Source organism: Kribbella sp. NPDC049227 (assembly GCF_043197265.1).
GTDB lineage: Bacteria > Actinomycetota > Actinomycetes > Propionibacteriales > Kribbellaceae > Kribbella.
Genome location: NZ_JBICST010000006.1, coordinates 428,515 through 447,759, shown reverse-complemented (window position 1 = coordinate 447,759; position 19,245 = coordinate 428,515). Strand labels below are relative to the sequence as shown.

General features: G+C 68.1%; 19 protein-coding genes. 14 read left to right on the top strand and 5 right to left on the bottom strand.

The window, feature by feature from the left end:
* The first annotated feature begins 47 nt into the window (after positions 1-47).
* Positions 48-335, top strand: a complete 288-nt coding sequence (locus tag ACGFH6_RS28210) for a hypothetical protein (protein ID WP_393389869.1) — start codon at positions 48-50, stop codon at positions 333-335.
* A 6-nt stretch (positions 336-341) separates the two neighbouring features.
* Here ACGFH6_RS28210 and tsaA read toward each other — a convergent pair whose 3' ends face one another.
* From tsaA to ACGFH6_RS28195, 3 genes are all read right to left on the bottom strand, one after another.
* The gene (gene tsaA / locus ACGFH6_RS28205) at positions 342-755 is read right to left on the bottom strand and encodes a tRNA (N6-threonylcarbamoyladenosine(37)-N6)-methyltransferase TrmO (RefSeq protein WP_393389866.1); all 414 of its coding nucleotides are present in this window, start codon (positions 753-755) and stop codon (positions 342-344) included.
* Positions 752-1,507 (bottom strand): metallophosphoesterase, encoded by a 756-nt coding sequence (locus ACGFH6_RS28200; protein ID WP_393389863.1) that lies wholly within the window; start codon positions 1,505-1,507, stop codon positions 752-754. Before ACGFH6_RS28200 ends, tsaA begins: the two co-directional genes overlap by 4 nt.
* A 174-nt stretch (positions 1,508-1,681) precedes the next feature.
* Complete coding sequence (locus ACGFH6_RS28195; protein WP_393389860.1) at positions 1,682-3,193, bottom strand: PstS family phosphate ABC transporter substrate-binding protein; 1,512 nt, start codon at positions 3,191-3,193, stop codon at positions 1,682-1,684.
* A gap of 120 nt (positions 3,194-3,313) precedes the next feature.
* Here ACGFH6_RS28195 and ACGFH6_RS28190 point away from each other — a divergent pair, with 120 nt between their 5' ends.
* The 4 genes from ACGFH6_RS28190 to ACGFH6_RS28175 are packed head-to-tail and all read left to right on the top strand — an operon-like array spanning position 3,314 to position 7,259.
* Positions 3,314-4,672, top strand: a complete 1,359-nt coding sequence (locus ACGFH6_RS28190; RefSeq protein ID WP_393389858.1) for a dihydrolipoyl dehydrogenase family protein — start codon at positions 3,314-3,316, stop codon at positions 4,670-4,672.
* Between the two features lie 45 nt (positions 4,673-4,717).
* Entirely contained in the window at positions 4,718-5,737 is a 1,020-nt protein-coding gene (locus ACGFH6_RS28185; RefSeq protein WP_393389855.1) for an energy-coupling factor ABC transporter permease, read from the top strand.
* On the top strand, positions 5,734-6,492 hold the full coding sequence (gene cbiQ, locus ACGFH6_RS28180; RefSeq protein WP_393389852.1) for a cobalt ECF transporter T component CbiQ: 759 nt from the start codon (positions 5,734-5,736) through the stop codon (positions 6,490-6,492). The genes ACGFH6_RS28185 and cbiQ overlap by 4 nt, the downstream gene beginning before the upstream one ends.
* A complete protein-coding gene (locus ACGFH6_RS28175) occupies positions 6,489-7,259 on the top strand; it encodes an energy-coupling factor ABC transporter ATP-binding protein (protein WP_393389850.1) in 771 nt (256 codons plus the stop codon). The genes cbiQ and ACGFH6_RS28175 overlap by 4 nt, the downstream gene beginning before the upstream one ends.
* Positions 7,260-7,422: 163 nt before the next feature.
* Here ACGFH6_RS28175 and ACGFH6_RS28170 read toward each other — a convergent pair whose 3' ends face one another.
* A complete protein-coding gene (locus tag ACGFH6_RS28170) occupies positions 7,423-8,133 on the bottom strand; it encodes a GntR family transcriptional regulator (protein WP_393389847.1) in 711 nt (236 codons plus the stop codon).
* Positions 8,134-8,271: 138 nt separating this feature from the next.
* Here ACGFH6_RS28170 and ACGFH6_RS28165 point away from each other — a divergent pair, with 138 nt between their 5' ends.
* The 9 genes from ACGFH6_RS28165 (at position 8,272) to ACGFH6_RS28125 (ending at position 18,291) form a co-directional block, all read left to right on the top strand.
* Positions 8,272-9,309, top strand: a complete 1,038-nt coding sequence (locus ACGFH6_RS28165) for an Ldh family oxidoreductase (protein WP_393389844.1) — start codon at positions 8,272-8,274, stop codon at positions 9,307-9,309.
* A gap of 32 nt (positions 9,310-9,341) precedes the next feature.
* Positions 9,342-10,571, top strand: a complete 1,230-nt coding sequence (locus tag ACGFH6_RS28160) for an iron-containing alcohol dehydrogenase (protein WP_393389841.1) — start codon at positions 9,342-9,344, stop codon at positions 10,569-10,571.
* 22 nt (positions 10,572-10,593) lie between these two features.
* Entirely contained in the window at positions 10,594-12,021 is a 1,428-nt protein-coding gene (locus tag ACGFH6_RS28155; RefSeq protein ID WP_393389838.1) for an NAD-dependent succinate-semialdehyde dehydrogenase, read from the top strand.
* A 3-nt stretch (positions 12,022-12,024) separates the two neighbouring features.
* A complete protein-coding gene (locus ACGFH6_RS28150) occupies positions 12,025-12,978 on the top strand; it encodes a carbohydrate ABC transporter permease (protein WP_393389835.1) in 954 nt (317 codons plus the stop codon).
* Entirely contained in the window at positions 12,968-13,825 is an 858-nt protein-coding gene (locus ACGFH6_RS28145) for a carbohydrate ABC transporter permease (RefSeq protein WP_393389832.1), read from the top strand. Before ACGFH6_RS28150 ends, ACGFH6_RS28145 begins: the two co-directional genes overlap by 11 nt.
* Before the next feature lie 2 nt (positions 13,826-13,827).
* The gene (locus tag ACGFH6_RS28140; RefSeq protein ID WP_393389829.1) at positions 13,828-14,910 is read left to right on the top strand and encodes a mandelate racemase/muconate lactonizing enzyme family protein; all 1,083 of its coding nucleotides are present in this window, start codon (positions 13,828-13,830) and stop codon (positions 14,908-14,910) included.
* 85 nt (positions 14,911-14,995) lie between these two features.
* Positions 14,996-16,315, top strand: a complete 1,320-nt coding sequence (locus tag ACGFH6_RS28135) for an ABC transporter substrate-binding protein (protein WP_393389826.1) — start codon at positions 14,996-14,998, stop codon at positions 16,313-16,315.
* 2 nt (positions 16,316-16,317) lie between these two features.
* Entirely contained in the window at positions 16,318-17,364 is a 1,047-nt protein-coding gene (locus ACGFH6_RS28130; RefSeq protein WP_393389824.1) for a mandelate racemase/muconate lactonizing enzyme family protein, read from the top strand.
* A 138-nt stretch (positions 17,365-17,502) separates the two neighbouring features.
* The gene (locus ACGFH6_RS28125) at positions 17,503-18,291 is read left to right on the top strand and encodes an SGNH/GDSL hydrolase family protein (protein ID WP_393389822.1); all 789 of its coding nucleotides are present in this window, start codon (positions 17,503-17,505) and stop codon (positions 18,289-18,291) included.
* Between the two features lie 24 nt (positions 18,292-18,315).
* Here the strand turns inward: ACGFH6_RS28125 and ACGFH6_RS28120 are convergent, their stop codons facing one another.
* On the bottom strand, positions 18,316-19,239 hold the full coding sequence (locus ACGFH6_RS28120) for an NAD-dependent epimerase/dehydratase family protein (protein WP_393389819.1): 924 nt from the start codon (positions 19,237-19,239) through the stop codon (positions 18,316-18,318).
* Positions 19,240-19,245 lie beyond the last annotated feature (6 nt).

Genomic DNA, 19,245 nt, shown 5'->3' with positions numbered 1-19,245 from the left:
GGGGTGATGGACTTCGGTGGCGGGATTCCTAGCTGAAGGCAGGCCGGATGACATCGTTTGACCTCAACGAACCAGACAGCACCTACGAGCTGCACGCGGATGTGGAGACCTACCACCAGGGCGGCACGTGGTACACGCGGCGATGTGACAGCCCCGAGCCGTTCGCCTCCGGGGCGAGCCGGCTGCGGCTGATCGCGATCGGCGTCGAGGTCGCTCGCTGGAACGGCCTCCGCCACGTCATCCGTGACCCCGACGGCACCGTCGCCGAGATCAACACGTACCTCACCGGCCCCTACCCGAGCCGCGCACCGGCCGGGCAGCGCGTCCCGGGATGAGGCATCTCAGCGGTCGGTGATGTCGCCGAGTACGGGTTTGACGTCGACGATGGGGGTGCCGTCGATGGCTTCGAGATGATCGACGTGCAGGCGTAGACCGTCGGTCGCCAGGATCGTCACGCGGTGCAGGCCGAGCGGGTTCGGGCGGTCGGGGGAGCGGGTGCTGAAGACACCGGTCGCCGGACGAGACAGGTCACCGCGTGGATGAACGGTGAGAACGTCGCGTTCGGAGCGGTCGAACCAGCTGATCAGGATCACCTCGTCGCCCGGAGCGAGGTCCTGAAGCGCGGCACGGACAGACTCGTCGAACACGACCCACGCGTCCGGTGCGCCTTCGTCGCCCTGGCGTGGAGCCTCCGCGCGGGTCGCGAGTGACGACTCGACCCGTCCGATCGGCCGGAGGACGAGGTCGCCGGTCACAGCGGGAACCTGTAGAGGGTCTGCAGCGCTTCGCCAGGCGTGTGGACGTGGAGGGCGAGACCTGGGTGGGCGGTGCGGTCGACGACACCGCTGCCTGAGGTCGGGGGTTCGAACGGGAGCGGGACGGTCGAGCGAATGCCAGGAGCACCGAGGACCGGATGGCCGGCGAACGTTGTCACGATCGGGTTGTGCACGTGGCCGGTCAGGATCGCGGTGAGGGTCTTGCCGGTCAGGACCGTCTCGAGGCCCTCGCGGTCGTGCAGCATCCACTGGTCCATGACCGGATGATGCAGCTCGAGCGGCGGGTGATGCATCGCCACGAACACCGGTCCGTCGAACGGCTCCCGCAGTACGCCGTCCAGCCAGGCGAGCGAGTCGTTGGACAGCAGCCCGTGGTCTTCACCAGGCACCGTGCTGTCGACGAGGACGAAGCGCGCCCCGGCCACCTCCCGGACCTGATGCACCGGATGCCCGTCGCCGGGCGAGTCGACGTACGACGCCAGTCCGGCGCGGAGCGGCGCGCTGACGTCGTGGTTGCCCGGGAGCATGAGCACCGGTAGGTCCGTCGACAGTTCGGCCACGATTTCGGCGTACTCGGACTCCAGGCCGTGGTCGGCCAGGTCGCCGGTGACGAGGATGACGTCGACCGGCCGGGTGAAGGCCTTCAGGTACGACGTGATCCGGCGGAGCCTGGATCGTGGCTCCTCCGAACCGTCGAGATGCGGGTCGCTCAGGTGTGCGATGACGATCATCCCCGCAGACTAGGGCACGTCTCTCAATTCCCTGCAGTAGCGAGCAGGTGCTCGGCGGAGTGCAGCGCAAGGCGGAGGACGGGGCTCGGAGTGGGGTTCTCCGTGCCCCGTCCTCCAACGCCGCGATGTGCCCGCCGAGTGCCGCGCAGCACGCAGGGAATTGAGAGACGTGCCCTAGCCACAGAACCCCGTCGGGAGATCACTGCACGGGACGAGACCGCTGCGCTCGAGGATCGGGCGGGCCTGCGGTGAGCGTACGTACTCGAGGAAGGTCGCGGTCAGTGACCCCGTCTCCGGCACCTTGTAGGTGTAGGCGTGCTCGACCTCCCAGAACTTGTACGCCCCGGCCGCGACCTTCGAGGAGTCCGGTACGACGTCGTCGACGGTCGCGATCGTGATGTCGGGGAACTTCCGGGCGCCGCCGAGCTCGGCGTAGCCCATCGCGCCGCCGATCTCGTTGACCCGGGTCAGCAGCTCTTCCGTCGTGCCGACCTCGCAGCGGTGGTACTTGGCCGTCGCGGCGTCGTCGTCCTTGCGGCAGTCGTCGGACGTGATCCCGAGTTCCTGGTCGCCGCCGAGCACCTTCTCCCGGAACACCCGTCGCGACCCCGAGTCCGGGCCGACCCGGCTGACCATCCGGATCGGCAGATCCTTGCCGCCGACGTCCTTCCAGTTGGTGATCCGACCGTTGTAGATCGCCCGCAGTTGCGCGGTGGTCAGCGACGTCACCGCGGCCGACCGGTTGATCACGACGGCGAACACCACCACCGCCATCGGTTCCCCGCGCAGCGTGGGCGCGTCCTCGGCCGGTCCGTCCGACATGGCGATCACCTTGCTGGCCGCGGTCCCGTCCTGCGCCCCCAGGTCGCTGAGGCTGCGCACGCCGCTGCGGCTGCCGCTCGCCGCGATCGTGATGTCGGCCTGCGTGCAGTCGGTCACGTACGCGCTGCGCAGCTCGGTCATGGTCGGTTCCACAGCGGTCGACCCGATCACCCGGAGCTGCCCCGACTCGCAGTTGTCCGGCGGCTGCAGTACGTCGACCAGGAAGAACGCGACCAGCGCGCCGACCAGCACCAGCGTGGTCGCGCCGAACATCAACGTACGGCGGCCCGGTCCGCGCGGCCGTGGTTCGTGGTAGACCCCGCCGCCGGTCGACCCGCCGGCCAGATAGCCGGAGTGGGCGACGTCGCGGCCTTTCCCGGACAGCACCAGCAGGAACTTGAAGTGGTCGCCGCGGTTGATCGCGATCCGCGGTACCACGAGCTTCTCGGTGTCGACGTAGTCGGCCGGGTTCATCCGGCTCTCCAGCATCTTGCCGAGCGAGTCCGGCTGCGACTCGACCACCTTCATCCGGACGATCTTGCGGTCCGGGAACACGAACGAGACCTTGTCCTGCATGTCGCGCGCGTCGATGTCGGTCCCGCCGGCGTTGTCCAGCCGCAGCAGCACGATGCTGGGATCCTGGACCACCGTCCCTTGGTGGACCACCTCGACGTCGACCATTTCCCTGGCGCGGTTCTGCTTCGGGTGCACCCCTATCTGCGCATCCACCTGGACCCGGTAGACGAGCCGTTTGCGGCGCAGCAGGTAGCGGTCGAGCAGCCAGACGATCGAGGTGCCGAACAGCGTGACGGCGGCAATGACGGTCTCGATGTTGATGCTGCCGAAACCAGAGAAATCGAACAACGTATCCCCACTTCTACGAGTTCCGCAGCGTAGTGGCCGGCGGTGAACGAATGCTTACCGTGCGATGACACGCAGGCTCAGAGCTTGGCCCGTTCCGGCCCCTTCTGCGAGATTGTCCGCATGGCTGAACAGGTGGACGTGGTCGTTGTCGGACTCGGTGTGGGCGGCGAGGAGACCGCCGGGCGATTGGCACAGGCAGGGCTGCGCGTGGTCGGGATCGAGTCCCGGCTCGTCGGTGGCGAGTGCCCGTACTACGGCTGCATCCCGAGCAAGATGATGATCCGGGCCGCGAACCTGATCGCCGAGACCCGACGGGTCGACGGCATGGCCGGTACGGCGTCGGTCCAGCCGGACTGGGCGCCGGTGGCCAAGCGGATCCGCGCGGAAGCGACCGACAACTGGAACGACCAGGTTGCGGTGGACCGGCTCGTCAACAAGGGCGCGACGGTGCTGAAGGAGCGCGGCACGATCACCGGCCGGAACACGGTCCGGGCCGGCGATCGCGAGTTCGAGGCGACCCGCGGCATCGTGATCGCGACCGGCACGGTTCCGGCCGTCCCGCCGATCGACGGTCTGGCGGGTACGCCGTACTGGACGAACCGGGAGGCGATCGAGGCGGACACGCTGCCGGCCTCGATCGTGGTGCTCGGTGGTGGCGCGATCGGGATGGAACTGGCCCAGGTGTTCGCCCGGTTCGGATCGCAGGTGAGTGTGATCGAGGGTGCCGCCGAGGTGCTGTCGATGGAGGAGCCGGAGTCCGGCGTACTGGCCCGCGAGGCGCTCGAGCGCGACGGCGTCACGTTCCACACCGGTCTGCACGCCAAGCAGGTCGGGTACGCCGGGAACACGTTCACCGTCACGTTGGACGACGGGTCCGCGGTCAGTGGCGAGAAGTTGCTGGTGGCAACGGGACGCCGGATCGCGACCGACGAGCTCGGCCTGGACCAGCTCGGGCTGGACCCGAAGGCCCGCCGGATCGAGGTGGACGGCCACGTCCGGGCCGGCGACAAGGTGTGGGCGATCGGCGACGTCACCGGTGTCGGCGTGTTCACCCACAACGCGATGTACCAGGCTGACATCGCTGTCCGCGACATCCTCGAGGAGCCGGACGCACCGACCGCGAGTTACCACGCGATGCCGCGGGTGACGTTCACCGATCCGGAGATCGGCGCGGTCGGGATGACCGAGAAGCAGGCCCGGGAGGCGGGGCTGGACGTGCGGACCGGGTCGACCCCGATTCCGGCGTCGACCCGCGGCTGGATCCACAAGGCCGGCAACGAAGGCTTCATCAAGGTGGTCGCTGACAACGAGCGTGGTGTCCTGGTCGGCGCCACCAGTGCGGGGCCGACGGGTGGCGAGGTGCTCAGCGCGCTGGCGGTCGCAGTGCACGCGGCGGTTCCTGTGCACTCTCTGCGACAGATGATCTACGCATACCCGACATTCCACCGGGCGATCGGCGAAGCACTGAAGGCTTTGTGAAATTGCTTGTTGCGATCCGGTCGCAACTAGCTCACCATTGTTCAGGTGCATGTTCCTGACGGCTTCTTCGACGCCCCGACGTCCGTCGCGACCGGTCTGATCGCGGCGGGCGCGGTCGGCTTCAGCCTGCAGCGGGCCAACCGCGAGATCCGCGAGACCGGGCCGGCGCTGGCCGGGCTGACCGCGGCCTTCGTGTTCGCGGTGCAGATGGTGAACTTCCCGGTCGGCGCGGGGACCAGCGGGCACCTGCTCGGTGGCGCGCTGGCTGCGGCGTTGGTCGGCCCGTGGTCCGCCGTACTGGTGATGTCGACGGTGCTGCTGGTTCAAGGGTTGCTGTTCGCCGATGGCGGGCTGACCGCGCTCGGTACGAACATCACACTGATGGGTCTGATCACGGTGCTCGTCGGCTACTTCCTGACGCGTGCCGTGCTGAAGGCGCTGCCGCGCCGGGTCGGCAGCGTCGTACCCGCGGCCACGCTCGGCGCGCTGGTGTCCGTCCCGGTCGCCGCGCTGACCTTCACCGGGCTGTACGCGATCGGTGGCGCGGTCGACATCCCGCTCGGCAAGCTCGCCACCGCGATGGTCGGCTGGCACATCCTGGTCGGCATCGGCGAGGCCGTGATCACCGCGGCGGTGCTGAGCGCGGTGGTCGCGACGCGACCCGATCTGGTGTACGCCGCGCGCCACCTGCACAAGGACCTCGTCCTGGTCGATGCCGACGGCAACACTTCGACCGTCGCGCCGGACCGGCCGATCGCGGCCAAGCCGGCCGGGCGCTCGTTCGGTGTCGGGATCGCGGTCACGCTGGTGGTAGCGGGTGGACTGAGCCTGTTCGCGAGCGCGCATCCGGACGGGCTGGAGTTCGTCGGCGCGAAGCTGGGCTTCGAGACGGCCGCCAAGTCGTCCGCGGTCGCCGGCAGCCCGCTGGCCGACTACGGCGTCAGCGGCATCGGCAACTCCGAGGTCTCCGGTGCTCTGGCCGGCATCATCGGCGTACTGGTCACGATCGTGCTCGGCCTGGCCATCGCCAAGCTGGCCTCACTCCGGGCGAACAAGGCATCGTGAGCGGCGACGGCCTGCTCGTGGCGGTGGACAGCAGAGTCCACCGGGTGCCGGCGCAGGTGAAGCTCGTCGCGTTGTTCGTCTTCGTCCTCGCCGTCGTGTCCACGCCGGCGCCCGTCTTCTGGGCCTTCGGCCTGTACGCCGCGATGCTCGTGGCTGCTGTGGTCGTGGCCAAACTGCCGGTGCACGTGGTGTCGCGGCGGCTGGCGGTGGAGACGCCGTTCATCGTGTTCGCGCTGCTGCTGCCGTTCGTGGCGACCGGCCCGCGGATCGACGTACTCGGACTGGAGTTGTCGCAGTCCGGCGTACTCGGTGCATGGAACGTGCTCGCCAAGGGGACGCTCGGAGTGGTGGCGGCGATCCTGCTGTCCGCGACGACTGCGCCCCGCGACCTGCTGGCCGGCCTCGAACGGTTGCGGCTCCCCGCGACGCTGGTGGCGATCCTGTCGTTCATGATCCGCTATCTGAGCGTGGTGTCGGATGACCTGCACCGGATGCGGATCGCCCGGGAGTCGCGCGGGTACGCCGGTGGTCGAGTTGGCCATCTGAAGGCGGTCGCCGGGGGAGTGGGTGGCCTGTTCGTCCGCAGTTTCGAGCGCGGTGAGCGCGTGCACCTCGCGATGCGGTCCCGCGGCTACACCGGCCGGATGCCTCTGCTGAGTCAGACCGGAGCAGTCCGATCGCAATGGCTGGAAGGTCTCACGATCTCCCTGCTCGCGGTCCTCGTCGCAGTCATGGCAAGGGTGGTGGGCCTGTGAGCGGTCCAGCGATTCACGTCGAGCGGCTCGTCTTCGCCTATCCGGACGGGCGACAAGCACTGTTCGGCGTCGACTTCACCGTCGAGCGCGGAGAGCGGGTCGCGCTGCTCGGTCCGAACGGTGCCGGCAAGACCACGCTGGTGCTGCACCTGAACGGGATCCTCGGCTCGGTTGCCGGCGGGACCGGGAGCGGCCGGATCCAGATCGGCGGGACCGGCTTGCATCGGGAGCATCTCGCCGAGGTCCGGAGGAAGGTCGGGCTGGTGTTCCAGGACCCGGACGATCAGCTGTTCATGCCGACCGTGCGCGACGACGTGGCGTTCGGCCCGGCGAACCTCGGGCTGCGTGGCGCCGAGCTCGACGAACGCGTGCACGAGGCCCTGGTCCAGGTGGGCATGCAGGATCACGCCGACGTCGCGCCGCACCACCTGTCGTTCGGTCAGCGGCGGCGGGTCGCGGTGGCGACCGTGCTGGCGATGCGTCCCGAGGTCCTGGTGCTGGACGAGCCGTCGAGCAACCTCGACCCGGCGGCGCGGCGGGAGCTGGCCGACATCCTGGCCGAGCTCGACGTCACGCTGCTGATGATCACGCACGACCTGCCGTACGCCTTGCAGCTGTGCGAGCGCAGCCTGCTCATGGACGACGGCCGGATCGTTGCCGACGGCAAGACCCGTGACCTGCTCGGCGACCCCGAGTTGATGAGTGCGCATCGCCTGGAGCTCCCGTACGGCTTCGACCCCCTGTCGGTGTCCGGCCCCGAGCGCTGACCCATTTGAGGGGATATCGCCTCAAATGGTCGGTTCTCCCCCTGGAATACGACAGGAGAAGGCACAAGTCCGAGGGTTATCCCCTCGTGTGTCTCGCGGGGCGGCCGGCCCGCGTTCGTTGGGTCGGCGTCAGAAGGGGTTGGGGTGGCCTCGGTCGGGGGTGTCAGGAGGGGGTGGGGGTGGCTTCGGCGGGGACTGGTTCCGGGGTGCTCTCGAAGGCTGAGCGTAAGCGGCTGCGGGATGCGGTCAGGTGGGCGTGCATCGCGGCGTCCGCTGCCTCGGTGTCGCGCTGCCGGATCGCGGTGACGATGAGGTCGTGCTCTTCGAGCGCGTCCTCGGTCACCCGGGAGTCGCGCAGCAGCCGGAACAGCTGCAGATGGCAGTGCAGCTTGGCGAAGATCTCTCCGAAGTAGCTGTTCCCGGTGGCGGCGATGATCGCCTGGTGGAACTCGGCGTCCTCGCGGGCGAAGGCGCCGTACGACATCGTGCCGGCCTGGTAGCGCACGCGCAGGTCGGCGGCGATGCCGGCGATCTGCTCGACCTCGATCCGCTGGTGCCGGCCGGCCGCGAGGCCGGCGCAGTACGGCTCGATCAGGAACCGCGCCTCGAAGAGATCCTCGAACCGCTCGGGGGTCAGCTTGGGGCTGGCGGAATATCCGATCAGATGTGTCTTGGTGACCAGATCTTCGGCCTCGAGCCGGTTCAGTGACTCCCGGACCGGGGTCTGGGAGACGCCGAGCTGGCGGCTGACCACGTCGACCCGGATCCGCTCGCCGGGCTGGATTTCTCCGTCCAGCAGCCATGTCTGCAGCTGCTCGTAGACGACATCACTCATCCGGGTCCGTTCGGGACGCTCGGCACCGCGTTCGCTCATCTGTCTTCCCTGTCCGGCCGGCGGGGTGGTGGGCCAGATCGTGAATTCGTATCCACAGACCATTGCAAATCATATCTGATCTGATCTAGCCTGCCAAAAATCGCCACGATCCACCGATCCACCCCTGGGATGGTCGACGTGCACACAGACCTCGCAACAGCTCAGTCCCTGGCCGAACGTCTACTCGTCACCGCGGGTGTTCCCGCCCCGGCGGCGACCCAGCAAGCCGAACTTCTCCTGATCGCCGAGGCGAAGGGAGTGCCGTCCCACGGCCTGCTCCGCCTGCCACGTCTGCTCCGCCGGCTGACGAACGGCACCGCGAGCCCGACGAACACGGGCAAGCACGAATGGCTCAGTCCCTGCTACCTGTCCGTCGACGGCGAGCAGGGCCTGGGGCCGGTGGTCGCGCTCCGAGCTCTGGAGGCGGTCGTTCCGGCGGCCGGACGTCACGGCGTCGCGGTCTGCTCGATCACGAACAACAACCACCTCGGCATGCTCGGCTTCTACGCCGGGCGGATGGCCGAGCGCGGCGTGGTCTGTCTGGGAATGACCACGAGCGAGGCGCTGGTCCATCCGTGGGGCGGGACCGAGGCGATCCTCGGGACGAACCCGTTGGCTCTCGGTGTTCCCGCGCAGCCGCATCCGCTGGTGCTGGACATGGCGACGTCGCAGGTCTCGATGGGCAAGGTCCATGACCACGCGCTCCGCGGCGTACCGCTCGAGCCGGGCTGGGCGTTGGATGCCGACGGCAACCCGACGGTCGACCCGGTGGCGGCCAAGTGTGGATCGATCGCGCCGTTCGGGGGAGCCAAGGGCTACGGACTCGGGCTCGGTCTGGGGGCGATGGTCACCTTCCTGACCGGTGCCGCCTACGGAACGGCGGTCGGCGGGACGCTGGACGACACCCGCCCGAGCAACAAGGGCGACCTGTTCATCCTGATGAGCGGCGGCGGGTACTCCGCCTCCGAGTACCTCGACCAGGTCCGCGGCAGCCGGCCTGTCGATCCCGCTTCACCGGTCGCGGTTCCCGGCGACGGAGCCCGGGCTCGCTATCAGGAATCGGTGGCTCACGGCATCGAGATCGCCGACGAGTTGTGGCGCGAGCTGACCTCCCTGGACGCAGCCCGGGATGCAGCCCGGGATGCAGCTCAGCCCGAAGCAGTTCTGGCCGAATGACCCCGCCCACGACCGGACAAGGACCCGCCACGATGACGATCACCACTGCCTCGTTCGGCGTACAACGATCACCGCGCACGGTGGTGTTCGGCGCCGGTCAGCGCTCGCTGCTCGGCCGCCATGCCGCGGAGTACGGGCGCAAGGCGCTGGTCTGCACGGACGAGCGACTGGCCGCCTCGGCCGAGTTCACCGAGCTGATCAACGACCTCAAGAACCACGGCATCGACGTCAGCGTGTGGTCCGACACCGCCCCCGAGCTGCCGGCCTCGGACATCGACGCGTGCTACAACGCGATGAGGTACGCCGGAGTCGAGGTCGTGATCGGGATCGGTGGGGGCAGCTGCCTCGACCTGGGCAAGGCGCTGGCGTTGCTGCTCAGCCACGGCGGCCCGATCGACCGGTACTACGGGGAGAACGCCGTACCCGGACCGGTCCTGCCGATCATCGCCGTACCGACGACGGGCGGGACCGGGTCCGAGGTGACGCCGGTCTGCGTTCTCAGCGACAGCCGCCGCGAACTCAAGGCAGGCATCTCGTCGGCGTACCTGATTCCCTCGGTGGCGATCTGCGACCCGGAGCTGACCTACACCTGCCCGCCGGCATTGACCGCGAGCGCCGGTGCCGACGCGGTATCGCATCTCGTGGAGTCGTTCACCGCGATCCAGCGGCCGCCCACCGCGGTCGGCGAAGGTCGCGTGTTCATCGGCAAGAACGTGATCAGCGACTCCTACGCACGCTGGGGTCTCGGGCTGCTGGCCCGGGCCCTCCCGGCGGCCTTCGAGCATCCGGACGATCGGGAGGCACGCTCCGACGTGATGCTTGCGGCGAACGCGGGCGGCTATGCGCTCGGAGTCGCCGGCACCGCCGCGGCGCACGCGCTGCAGTACCCGCTCGGTGCGCTGACGCACACCGCGCATGGCGTCGGAGTCGGGGTACTCCTCCCGTACGTGATGCGCTACAACGCTCCCGCCCGGGTCGCGGAGTTCGCCGAGATCGCGACGATCTTCGGCGTACCGGCGAGTGACGGCGGGGAAGCACAGGCCCTGGCCGGCATCGAGGCGGTCGAACGCCTGCTGGATCGGATCGGCATCCCACCCACGCTGAAGGAACTCGGCCTGACCGAGGACCAGCTCTCGTACGTCGCGTCGATGGGGCTGAAGTCGGCCCGGCTCGTCGACAACAACCCCCGTCCGCTGGATACCGACGCGCTGTACGAGATCACTCGCGCCGCGTACGCCGGCGATCGCGGCACTCCGTTCTGACCAGGCGTTTGGAGCACACCTGATGATCTCTCCGCACGATCTCTTCATCGATGGTCAGTGGCGCCCGGCCGCCGACGGCCGGCGGTTCGCCGTGCACGATCCGGCCGACGGGTCCGAGCTGGCCCAGTTCGCGGCCGCCACCGAGGCGGACTGCCTCGCGGCGGTGGATGCGGCCGCCGACGCGCTGGCCGGCTGGGCGGCGACCCCGCCCAGGCAGCGCTCCGAGATCCTTCGGACCTGTTTCGACATCCTCACCGCCGAACGTGAGCAGTTCGCCGGCCTCATCGTCGCCGAGAACGGCAAGGCGTACGCCGACGCCCTCGGCGAGGCGAGCTACGCGGCCGAGTTCTTCCGCTGGTTCGCCGAGGAGGCGGTCCGGATCGGCGGCGACTTCCGGCTCTCGCCGTCGGGTGACAAGACGATCGTCGTCCGGCGCGATCCGATCGGGGTGTCGGTGCTGGTCACCCCGTGGAACTTCCCGGCCGCCATGGCGACCCGCAAGATCGCCCCCGCTCTCGCGGCCGGCTGCTCGGTGGTGCTGAAGCCGGCGAGCCAGACCCCGCTCACCGCGGCGTACGTCGTCGAGGTGCTCCGTCGAGCCGGTGTCCCGGCGGGTGTGGTGAACCTCGTGACGCCTGTGCCGGCCGGCCCCGCGGTGAGCGCGATGCTGCACCATCCCGCCGTCCGCAAGCTGTCGTTCACCGGCTCGACCGAAGTCGGCCGCCTCCTGCTGCGGGAGGCTGCGGACCAGGTGGTCAGCTCGTCGATGGAACTCGGCGGGAACGCGCCGTTCGTCGTCCTGCCCGGTGCCGATGTGGACGCCGCGGTCGAGGGCGCGATGGTCGCAAAGATGCGCAACGGAGGATCGGCCTGTACGGCGGCCAACCGGTTCTACGTGCACGACTCGCTGGTCGAGGAGTTCACCGCCCGGATCACCGTGGCGATGAAGGGCATCACGATGGGCCCGGGCGCCGACCGGTCGAACGAGCTCGGCGCCCTGGTGTCGCCGGAGGAACGCGACAAGGTGGCCCGGCTGGTCGACCAGGCGGTCGCCGACGGGGCCAGGCTCGCCCTGGGCGGTGAGACGCCGGAAGTCGGCGCCTTCTACCCGCCGACGGTGCTCACCGACGTACGGCACGGGAGCGAGATCAACCAGATCGAGATCTTCGGCCCGGTCACCGCGATCGTCTCCTTCAACGACGTCGACGAGGCGATCGCGATGGCGAACGACACCATCTACGGCCTGATCGCCTACGTGTACGGCGATCCGGCCCAGGCGCTCGCGGTCGCGCAGCGGATCGACGCCGGCATGGTCGCGGTCAACCGCGGCGTACTGAGTGATCCGGCGGCGCCGTTCGGCGGGACGAAGCAGTCCGGGCTCGGCCGCGAAGGCAGCTCCGAAGGCATCCTCGAATTCCTCGAGGAGAAGTACATCGGGATCGAGGTGTGACCGATGGCCAACGCCGTCCTTCCGACCCTGACACCGCCCGACGTCGACGGCGGAACCCCGGCCCGTAAGCGGGTGAAGACGAAGCCGAAACGGCAGAACCTGGCCGGCTGGCTGTTCGTCGGCCCGGTGATCTTCGGCGTGCTGTTCTTCCAGCTGGCGCCGGTCGCGGCGTCCCTGGTGGTGTCGCTGACCAACTGGACCGGACTCAACTCGCCGAAGTTCCTTGGCCTGGGCAACTACCGCGAGCTGTTCACCGTCGACGACACCTTCTACCCGTCGCTGCGGAACACGGTGATCTTCACCCTGGTCGTGGTCATCCTGACCATCGGTATCGGCCTCGGGCTGGCCGTGCTGTGCAACCAGAAGGTCAAGGGCATCGGCATCTTCCGGACCCTGTACTACTCGCCCGCGGTGACCAACGTGGTCGCGATCGGCTTCGTCTGGTTCTGGCTCTACAACCCGGACAACGGGCTGTTCAACTCGACGCTGAGGACGATCGGGATCGACGGGCCGGCCTGGCTGTCCGACACCAAGACGGCCCTGATCGCGGTGATCATCGTCGCGATCTGGCAGGGCGTCGGCTACCCGATGGTGATCCTGCTGGCCGGGCTGCAGAGCATCGACAGCTCGCTGACCGAAGCGGCCACGGTGGACGGCGCGTCGGCCTGGCGGCGGTTCTGGGCCGTCGTCGTACCGCTGCTGACGCCGAGTCTGTTCTTTCTCACGATCACGCAGTTCATCACGTCGTTCCAGGTGTTCGGGATCATCTACGTGATGACGTCCGGCGGGCCGAACAACGCCACCTCGGTGTTCATCTTCCACATCTACGAGACAGCCTTCGGGCACGGCCGATTGGGCTACGCCTCGGCGATGGGCTGGGTGCTGTTCGTCATCGTCGGCGTCGTCACCGCGATCCAGTGGAAGATGGAGAAGCGGTGGGTGCACTATGACAACTGAAGCGCTGCGGATTCCGGTCAGCAAGCCACCACGGCACCTTCCGCGCCGGATCGTCGTCCTCTTCGTCCTGATCTTCTTCGCCGTCGTGTTCGCGATGCCGATGCTGTGGATGGTGAGCGCGTCGCTCAAGCCGGAGAACGAGGTACTGCAGTCGCCCCCGACGTTCATCCCGTCGACGTTCCAGTGGGGCAACTACTCCCAGGCCGGCGACGGACTGCTGCCGTTCTTCCTGAACAGTTGCAAGCTCGCGGCGCTGAACGTCGGGTTCCTGCTGCTGTTCGCCTCGCTGGCCGGCTACGGCTTCGCCCGGCTGAACTTCGCCTTCAAGAACCTGGCCTTCGCGTTGTTGTTGTCGACGGCAATGATCCCGAGCATGGTGTACCTGGTCCCGCAGTACATGCTGTTCCGCGAGATGGGCTGGATCGACACCCACTACCCGCTCTGGATCCCGAACGTGCTGACACCGGTCTTCGGCACGTTCCTGCTCCGGCAGGCGTTCCGCGGCGTACCGATGGAACTGGAGGAGGCGGCCAAGCTCGACGGCGCCTCCACCTTCGGCACCTTCTGGCGGATCATGCTGCCGCAGGTGAAGCCGGCGCTGGCCGCGGTCGGCGCGCTGACCTTCATGGGCTCGTGGAACGACCTGTTCGGGCCGCTGATCTTCCTCAACTCGACGCGGCTGCAGACGATGCCGATCGCGCTCGCCCTGTTCAAGGGTGAGTACTTCACCCAGACCAATCTGATGATGGCGGCGGCGACGCTGACGATCCTGCCGCCGTTGCTGCTCTTCCTGCTGGCCCAGAAGTACTTCGTCCAGGGCATCACGATGTCCGGCCTGAAAGGATAGCCATGCGGATCACCCGGATCGAATCGATCATCCTGCTCGACAAACTCCACCTCGTGAAGGTGCACACCGACGAGGGCCTGGTGGGCGTCGGCGAGGTCAGCCCCATGAACGCCCACGTCTCGCACAGCGTGGTGGAACACGCGCTCGCTCCGTTGCTGGTCGGCGAGGAGGCCACCGACATCGAGCGGCTGTGGCGCCGGCTGTACACGAAGCCGTACAAGCTCGGACCCGGCGGCGCTCAGCTGAACGCCATCGCCGGCATCGACATCGCGCTGTGGGACCTGCTCGGCAAGGCCGCCGGGCTGCCCGTCTACAAGCTGCTCGGCGGGAAGTACCGCCAGAGCATGAAGGTGTACGCGAGCTCCATGGCCCGCGGCATGACGCCACAGGAGGAGGCCGAGCGGGCGAAGTCCTTCCAGGAGAAGGGCTTCTACGGCTACAAGATCCACTCGTCGACACCGTGGATGCACGACGACGGCTTCGACCAGACCATCGCCACCGTGACCGCGGTCCGCGAACTCGTCGGCGACGACTTCCCGATCCTGGTCGACGTCAACAACGCGTACTACGAGCACACCGCGATCAAGCTGGCCCACGCGCTGGAGGATCTCGGGGTCTGGCACTTCGAGGAACCACTCGCCGCGCACGACTACGCGGCGTACGGACGGCTGGCCGATGCGGTCGACATCCCGATCGCGGTGGGGGAGCAGGAGTACACCATCTGGCAGTTCCGCGATCTGATCACGGAGGGCCGGGTCGACATCCTGCAGCCCGATGTCATCAAGTGCGGCGGGATCACCGAGTTCAAGAAGATCGCCGTACTCGCCGACACCTACACCAAGCCGATCACCGTGCACAACACCCAGCAGACGGTCGGTACGTCGGCACACGCCCACCTGTGGGTCAGTACGCCGGCCTGCGTGTACCCGCAGGAGTACAACATCGAGCACAACCTGATCCTCGACGACGTGCCGATCTGGCAGAACCCGCTCGTCCCGGTGAACGGGGAGATCACGCCCTGGGAACTGCCCGGGCTGGGTGTCGAGCTGAACGAGGACGCGATCGCGAAGCTGCGCACCAACTGACAGAGCCAACCTCCGCCCCATCCGAGCACTGCAACACCCGTCACGCGGGCCGCGTGGCGTCACCCCTGACAGAACAGGAACGACCATGACCGCAGGACAGTTTTCTCGAAGGTCGGTGCTCAAAGCCCTCGGCCTCACGACCGGGGCGATCGCGGTCGGTGCGCCGCTGGCAGCCTGCAGCGGCAACGGCGGCGCGGGAGGCGGTGGTGGTGGCAACGCCTCCTGGCTGACCTGGGACACCAACAGCGGCACCCCGCTCTACACGGTCGCCGAGAACTGGGCCAAGCAGGCCGGCAAGACACTCGACATCCAGTCGGTACCGGGCGACGACTACGACACCAAGCTGCGCACCGTGCTGTCGTCCGGCGCGGCACCGACGGCGATCCGGATCAACGACGACTACGTCAAGGGGTACTACGCGGAGGGCTCCCTGCTCGACCTGAAGCCGTACCTGGACAAGGACGGGATCAAGGCCGAGGACTACTTCCCGGTCGCCTTCAACTTCCCCAAGCAGGAAGACGGCGCGCACGCGGCCTGGCCGATCATGACGAACCCCGGCGTCATCTACTGCAACACCGACGCGTTCGCCGAGGCCGGCGTCGAGCTGCCGCCGAAGGACTGGGCCGCCAGCGGCTGGACCTGGGACGACTTCCTCGACGCCGCGAAGAAGTTGACCAAGCCGAACGGTGAGCGGTACGGCGCGCTGGTCTTCCCCGACACCTCGCTGGAAACCGTGTGGCCGGTCAACAACGGTGGCGACGGCATCTATTCGAAGGACGCCACCCGCTTCACGCTGGCGGAGCCGCAGGGTGCCGAGGCGGTCCAATGGGTCGCCGACCTCGCCCTGGTCCACAAGGTTCACCCGGACTTCGCCACCGTCACGGCCGGCCGTCAGACCCCGAACTGGGCGCTCTCGCAGCTGGGGACGGGCAAGGTCGCGATGCTGCTGTCGCTGACCAGCGGCATCCCGTACCTGCGCAGCAACGCGAAGGTGAAGTGGGACATCTTCCCGCCGCCGATGAAGGCCGCCCGCAAGACGGTGAACACGATGACCGTGCTGGCGATCCCGAAGGACTCGAAGGACCCCGACACGGCCTGGGACTTCCTCAAGTACTGCGCCGGCGCGGACGCGTCCAAGCTGCTCGCCGAGTCGCGCGGCTTCATGCCCGTCGCGAAGAGCTCGTCGGCGCTGTTCGTGCCGGACGACAAGGGACCGGCCAACCTGGCCCTGGTCACGCAGGCACTGGACAACGCGGTGAACGAGAACTTCAGCCGCTACATCGAACGCGCCCGGACCATCTACCGGCCGGTGCTCGACGACGTCTGGAGCGGCAAGCAGACCGCCGCCGCGGCGCTGGGTAGTGTCAAGCAGAAAGTCGAAGACGTCCTCGCGGGCAAGGGGTGACGATGAAGATCACGGAGATCAGCGTCGAGGTGCTGTCGGAGGCCAAGGCGCATCCCGTTCGCGATGCGATCCAGCTGCTCGACCGCAACGGGCGGACGCGGGTGCGGATCGACACTGACGAAGGCATCACCGGGGTCAGCAACACATATTTCGGGCGAGTGGCGAGCTCGCCGGCGGTGCTGGCCTCGATCGTCACCGAGCAACTGGCGCCCGCGATCGTCGGCGAGGACCCGACGCTGATTCGCGGGATCCGGCAGAAGCTGCAGACGCTCACCGACTACCAGGGCACGGCCGGACTCTCGTCGTACGGGATCTCGGCGATCGATCTGGCGTTGTGGGATCTGCTCGGCAAGTCGCTGGACGTTCCGGTCTGGAAGCTGCTCGGTGCGCAGCGGACCACGATCCCGACGTACGCGATGGTCGGCTGGCTCGAGCTGGACGTCGCGGGCCTGGAGACCGTGTCGGCCAAGGCGATGGAGCAGGGCTTCCGTGGCGTGAAGATGAAGGTCGGAGGCGGTCCGCTGAGCGAGGATGTGCAGCGGATCAAGGCGGTCCGGGCGGTGATCGGGCCGGACGCCCCGCTGATGGTGGATGCCAACCAGGCGTTCGGGTACTCCGAGGCGCTGCGGCGGGGCCGGGTGTACGAGGAGCTGGACTGCCGGTGGTTCGAGGAACCACTGCCGGCCGGCGACACCGATGCCCATGTCCGGCTGGCCGGGAAGCTGGACATCCCGATCGCGACCGGTGAGAACCGCTACGGCCAGGCGGCGTTCCGGGACCTGATCGCCCGCGGGGGAGTCGGCGTGGTGCAGCCCGACCTGAGGCGTGCCGGTGGGCTCACCGACTGCCTCGAGATCGGGCTGATGGCAGCCGGCTTCGGTGTCCCGTACGCCTCGCACGGGGGAGGCGCTCACATTCACGTGCTGGCCGCGCTGCCGAACACGATCTATGTGGAGAGTGGCCTGCTGCCCGCGGACGGTCGGGTCGAGCTGGTGGACGGCTGCTATCCACTGCCCCTCGGCCCCGGCCTGTCCTCGTGGAACGACTAACCGGAGACCTCGGCCTCCCTGGATCGGCAACTGGCGGTGAACTTCTGACCAGACCCTTGTGTGTTACTCACGAGTCAGCGAGGGTGACGATGAGTACTTCTGTCGCCACCCCTCGCACATGCAAAGGCGGTCCGCCCCATGAAGTCCATCGCCAGTTTGCTCACCGCCGCGGCCCTCGGCGCCGCGATGCTCCTCAGTCCCGGGGTCGCCCACGCGGCCGCGCCGAACTACGTCGCCCTGGGTGACTCCTACGCCTCGGGCGTCGGCACCCGCACCTACATCTCCAGCAGCGGTTCCTGCCAGCGCTCGACCAAGGCGTACGCCTACATCGACGCCGGCCGGATCGGGGCCAACCTGACCTTCGTAGCCTGCTCGGGGGCCCGGGTCGCCGACGTCACCGCGAACCAGCTCCCGTCGGTGACGAGCTCGACCAACATCGTCTCCGTGCAGGTCGGCGGGAACGACGCCGGGTTCTCGTCGGTGATCACCGAGTGCGCGAAGCCGTCCTGGCTCGGCAACTGCACCGGCGCGGTCGCCAACGCGCAGTCGATCATCAACAACACGCTGCCCGGCCGGCTGAACACCCTCTACTCGTCGATCAGGAGCCGGGCGGCGTCAGCCCGGGTCGTGGTGGTCGGCTACCCGCGGATCTTCAACGGCACCGACTGCAACGCCGGCACCTTCTTCAGCCCGGACGAGATGACCCGGCTGAACGCGACCGCCGACCTGCTCAACTCCAAGATCGCCGCCTCGGCGAGTGCGGCCGGGTTCGCGTTCGTCAACCCGACCCAGTTGTTCATCGGCCACTCCGTCTGCGGCAGCCCGGAGTGGATCAACGGCCTGTCCAACCCGGTCACCGAGTCCTACCACCCGAACGTCACCGGCCAAGCCAACTACGCCAACCTCGTCCAGCCCGCCCTGGGCTGACGAGGGTCGCGGCTGGACCGTCGCTCAGTAGCGCCGGTCCAGCCCGGCGAGTTCGCGCGCGGTATTCATGTGGTCTCGGAGGCACTCGTCGAGAGGTCGGGGCTCGAAACCCAGCTCCGCGGCGGCGCGCTTGCCGGAGACGTTCCAGACGAACGGCAGCGGCTCGGCATCACGCGCGAACTCGTGCCGGCTGCTCGGTTCGATGGCCCGTACGGCGTCGGCCAGCTGCGTTGTCGTCAGCGAGTACCCGCCCGTGTTGTAGAGCCACGACGGGAGTTCGGTGGCGTGCAGGGCAGCCACGAACAGGCGGGCGACGTCGTCGACGTACACGAGGCTGGCCCGCTGGTCGGCCGCGAGCGGGATGGGCGTCCGTGCACCGGTCGCCGGACCACTGGCGATGTCCGAGGCCCAGGTCGTCAATCCATGCTTGCGCCCCGGTCCGATGATGATGCCTGGCCGGATACCGCACAGCTGCAGGCCGTACCTGGTCGCGAACTCATGGGCGAGGAAGTCGTTGGCCGCTTTGGTCACGCCGTACGAGAGAGCGTGGTCGGCGATGGAGCAGGCGTCGTCCTCAGTGATCGGGCGGTCGCCGTACAGATTCTGATCAGGACCGTAGACCGCGATCGAGCTGGCGTAGACGATGCGCCTGACACCGGCTGATCTCGCGCCCTCCAGCACATTCATGAAGCCTTGCTGGTTGACGAGACCGGCCGCGTAAGGCTGGTCGATGCAGGCCGCGCCGGAGATGTACGCCAGGTTGACGACGGAGTCGGCGCCGAAGTCGTGCAGAGCTCGCTGTACCTCGTAGAAGTCCTGCACTCGCACCGTCTGTACCGTGGTCGATGGGACAGCGTCGAGGGCTAGAACATCATCACCGTGATCCTGCAGAGCGGCGACAACCCGCCGTCCGAGGAAACCTCCGCCGCCGAAGACGACCGTTCGCATCAGCTG

Bases quoted from the DNA above. Each gene is read 5' to 3' on its own strand.
- ACGFH6_RS28210 (WP_393389869.1), top strand. From the start codon at position 48: ATGACATCGTTTGACCTCAACGAACCAGACAGCACCTACGAGCTGCAC.
- ACGFH6_RS28200 (WP_393389863.1), bottom strand. From the start codon at position 1,507: ATGATCGTCATCGCACACCTGAGCGACCCGCATCTCGACGGTTCGGAG.
- ACGFH6_RS28190 (WP_393389858.1), top strand. From the start codon at position 3,314: ATGGCTGAACAGGTGGACGTGGTCGTTGTCGGACTCGGTGTGGGCGGC.
- ACGFH6_RS28170 (WP_393389847.1), bottom strand. From the start codon at position 8,133: ATGAGCGAACGCGGTGCCGAGCGTCCCGAACGGACCCGGATGAGTGAT.
- ACGFH6_RS28160 (WP_393389841.1), top strand. From the start codon at position 9,342: ATGACGATCACCACTGCCTCGTTCGGCGTACAACGATCACCGCGCACG.
- ACGFH6_RS28155 (WP_393389838.1), top strand. From the start codon at position 10,594: ATGATCTCTCCGCACGATCTCTTCATCGATGGTCAGTGGCGCCCGGCC.
- ACGFH6_RS28150 (WP_393389835.1), top strand. From the start codon at position 12,025: ATGGCCAACGCCGTCCTTCCGACCCTGACACCGCCCGACGTCGACGGC.
- ACGFH6_RS28145 (WP_393389832.1), top strand. From the start codon at position 12,968: ATGACAACTGAAGCGCTGCGGATTCCGGTCAGCAAGCCACCACGGCAC.
- ACGFH6_RS28140 (WP_393389829.1), top strand. From the start codon at position 13,828: ATGCGGATCACCCGGATCGAATCGATCATCCTGCTCGACAAACTCCAC.
- ACGFH6_RS28135 (WP_393389826.1), top strand. From the start codon at position 14,996: ATGACCGCAGGACAGTTTTCTCGAAGGTCGGTGCTCAAAGCCCTCGGC.
- ACGFH6_RS28130 (WP_393389824.1), top strand. From the start codon at position 16,318: ATGAAGATCACGGAGATCAGCGTCGAGGTGCTGTCGGAGGCCAAGGCG.
- ACGFH6_RS28125 (WP_393389822.1), top strand. From the start codon at position 17,503: ATGAAGTCCATCGCCAGTTTGCTCACCGCCGCGGCCCTCGGCGCCGCG.
- ACGFH6_RS28120 (WP_393389819.1), bottom strand. From the start codon at position 19,239: ATGCGAACGGTCGTCTTCGGCGGCGGAGGTTTCCTCGGACGGCGGGTT.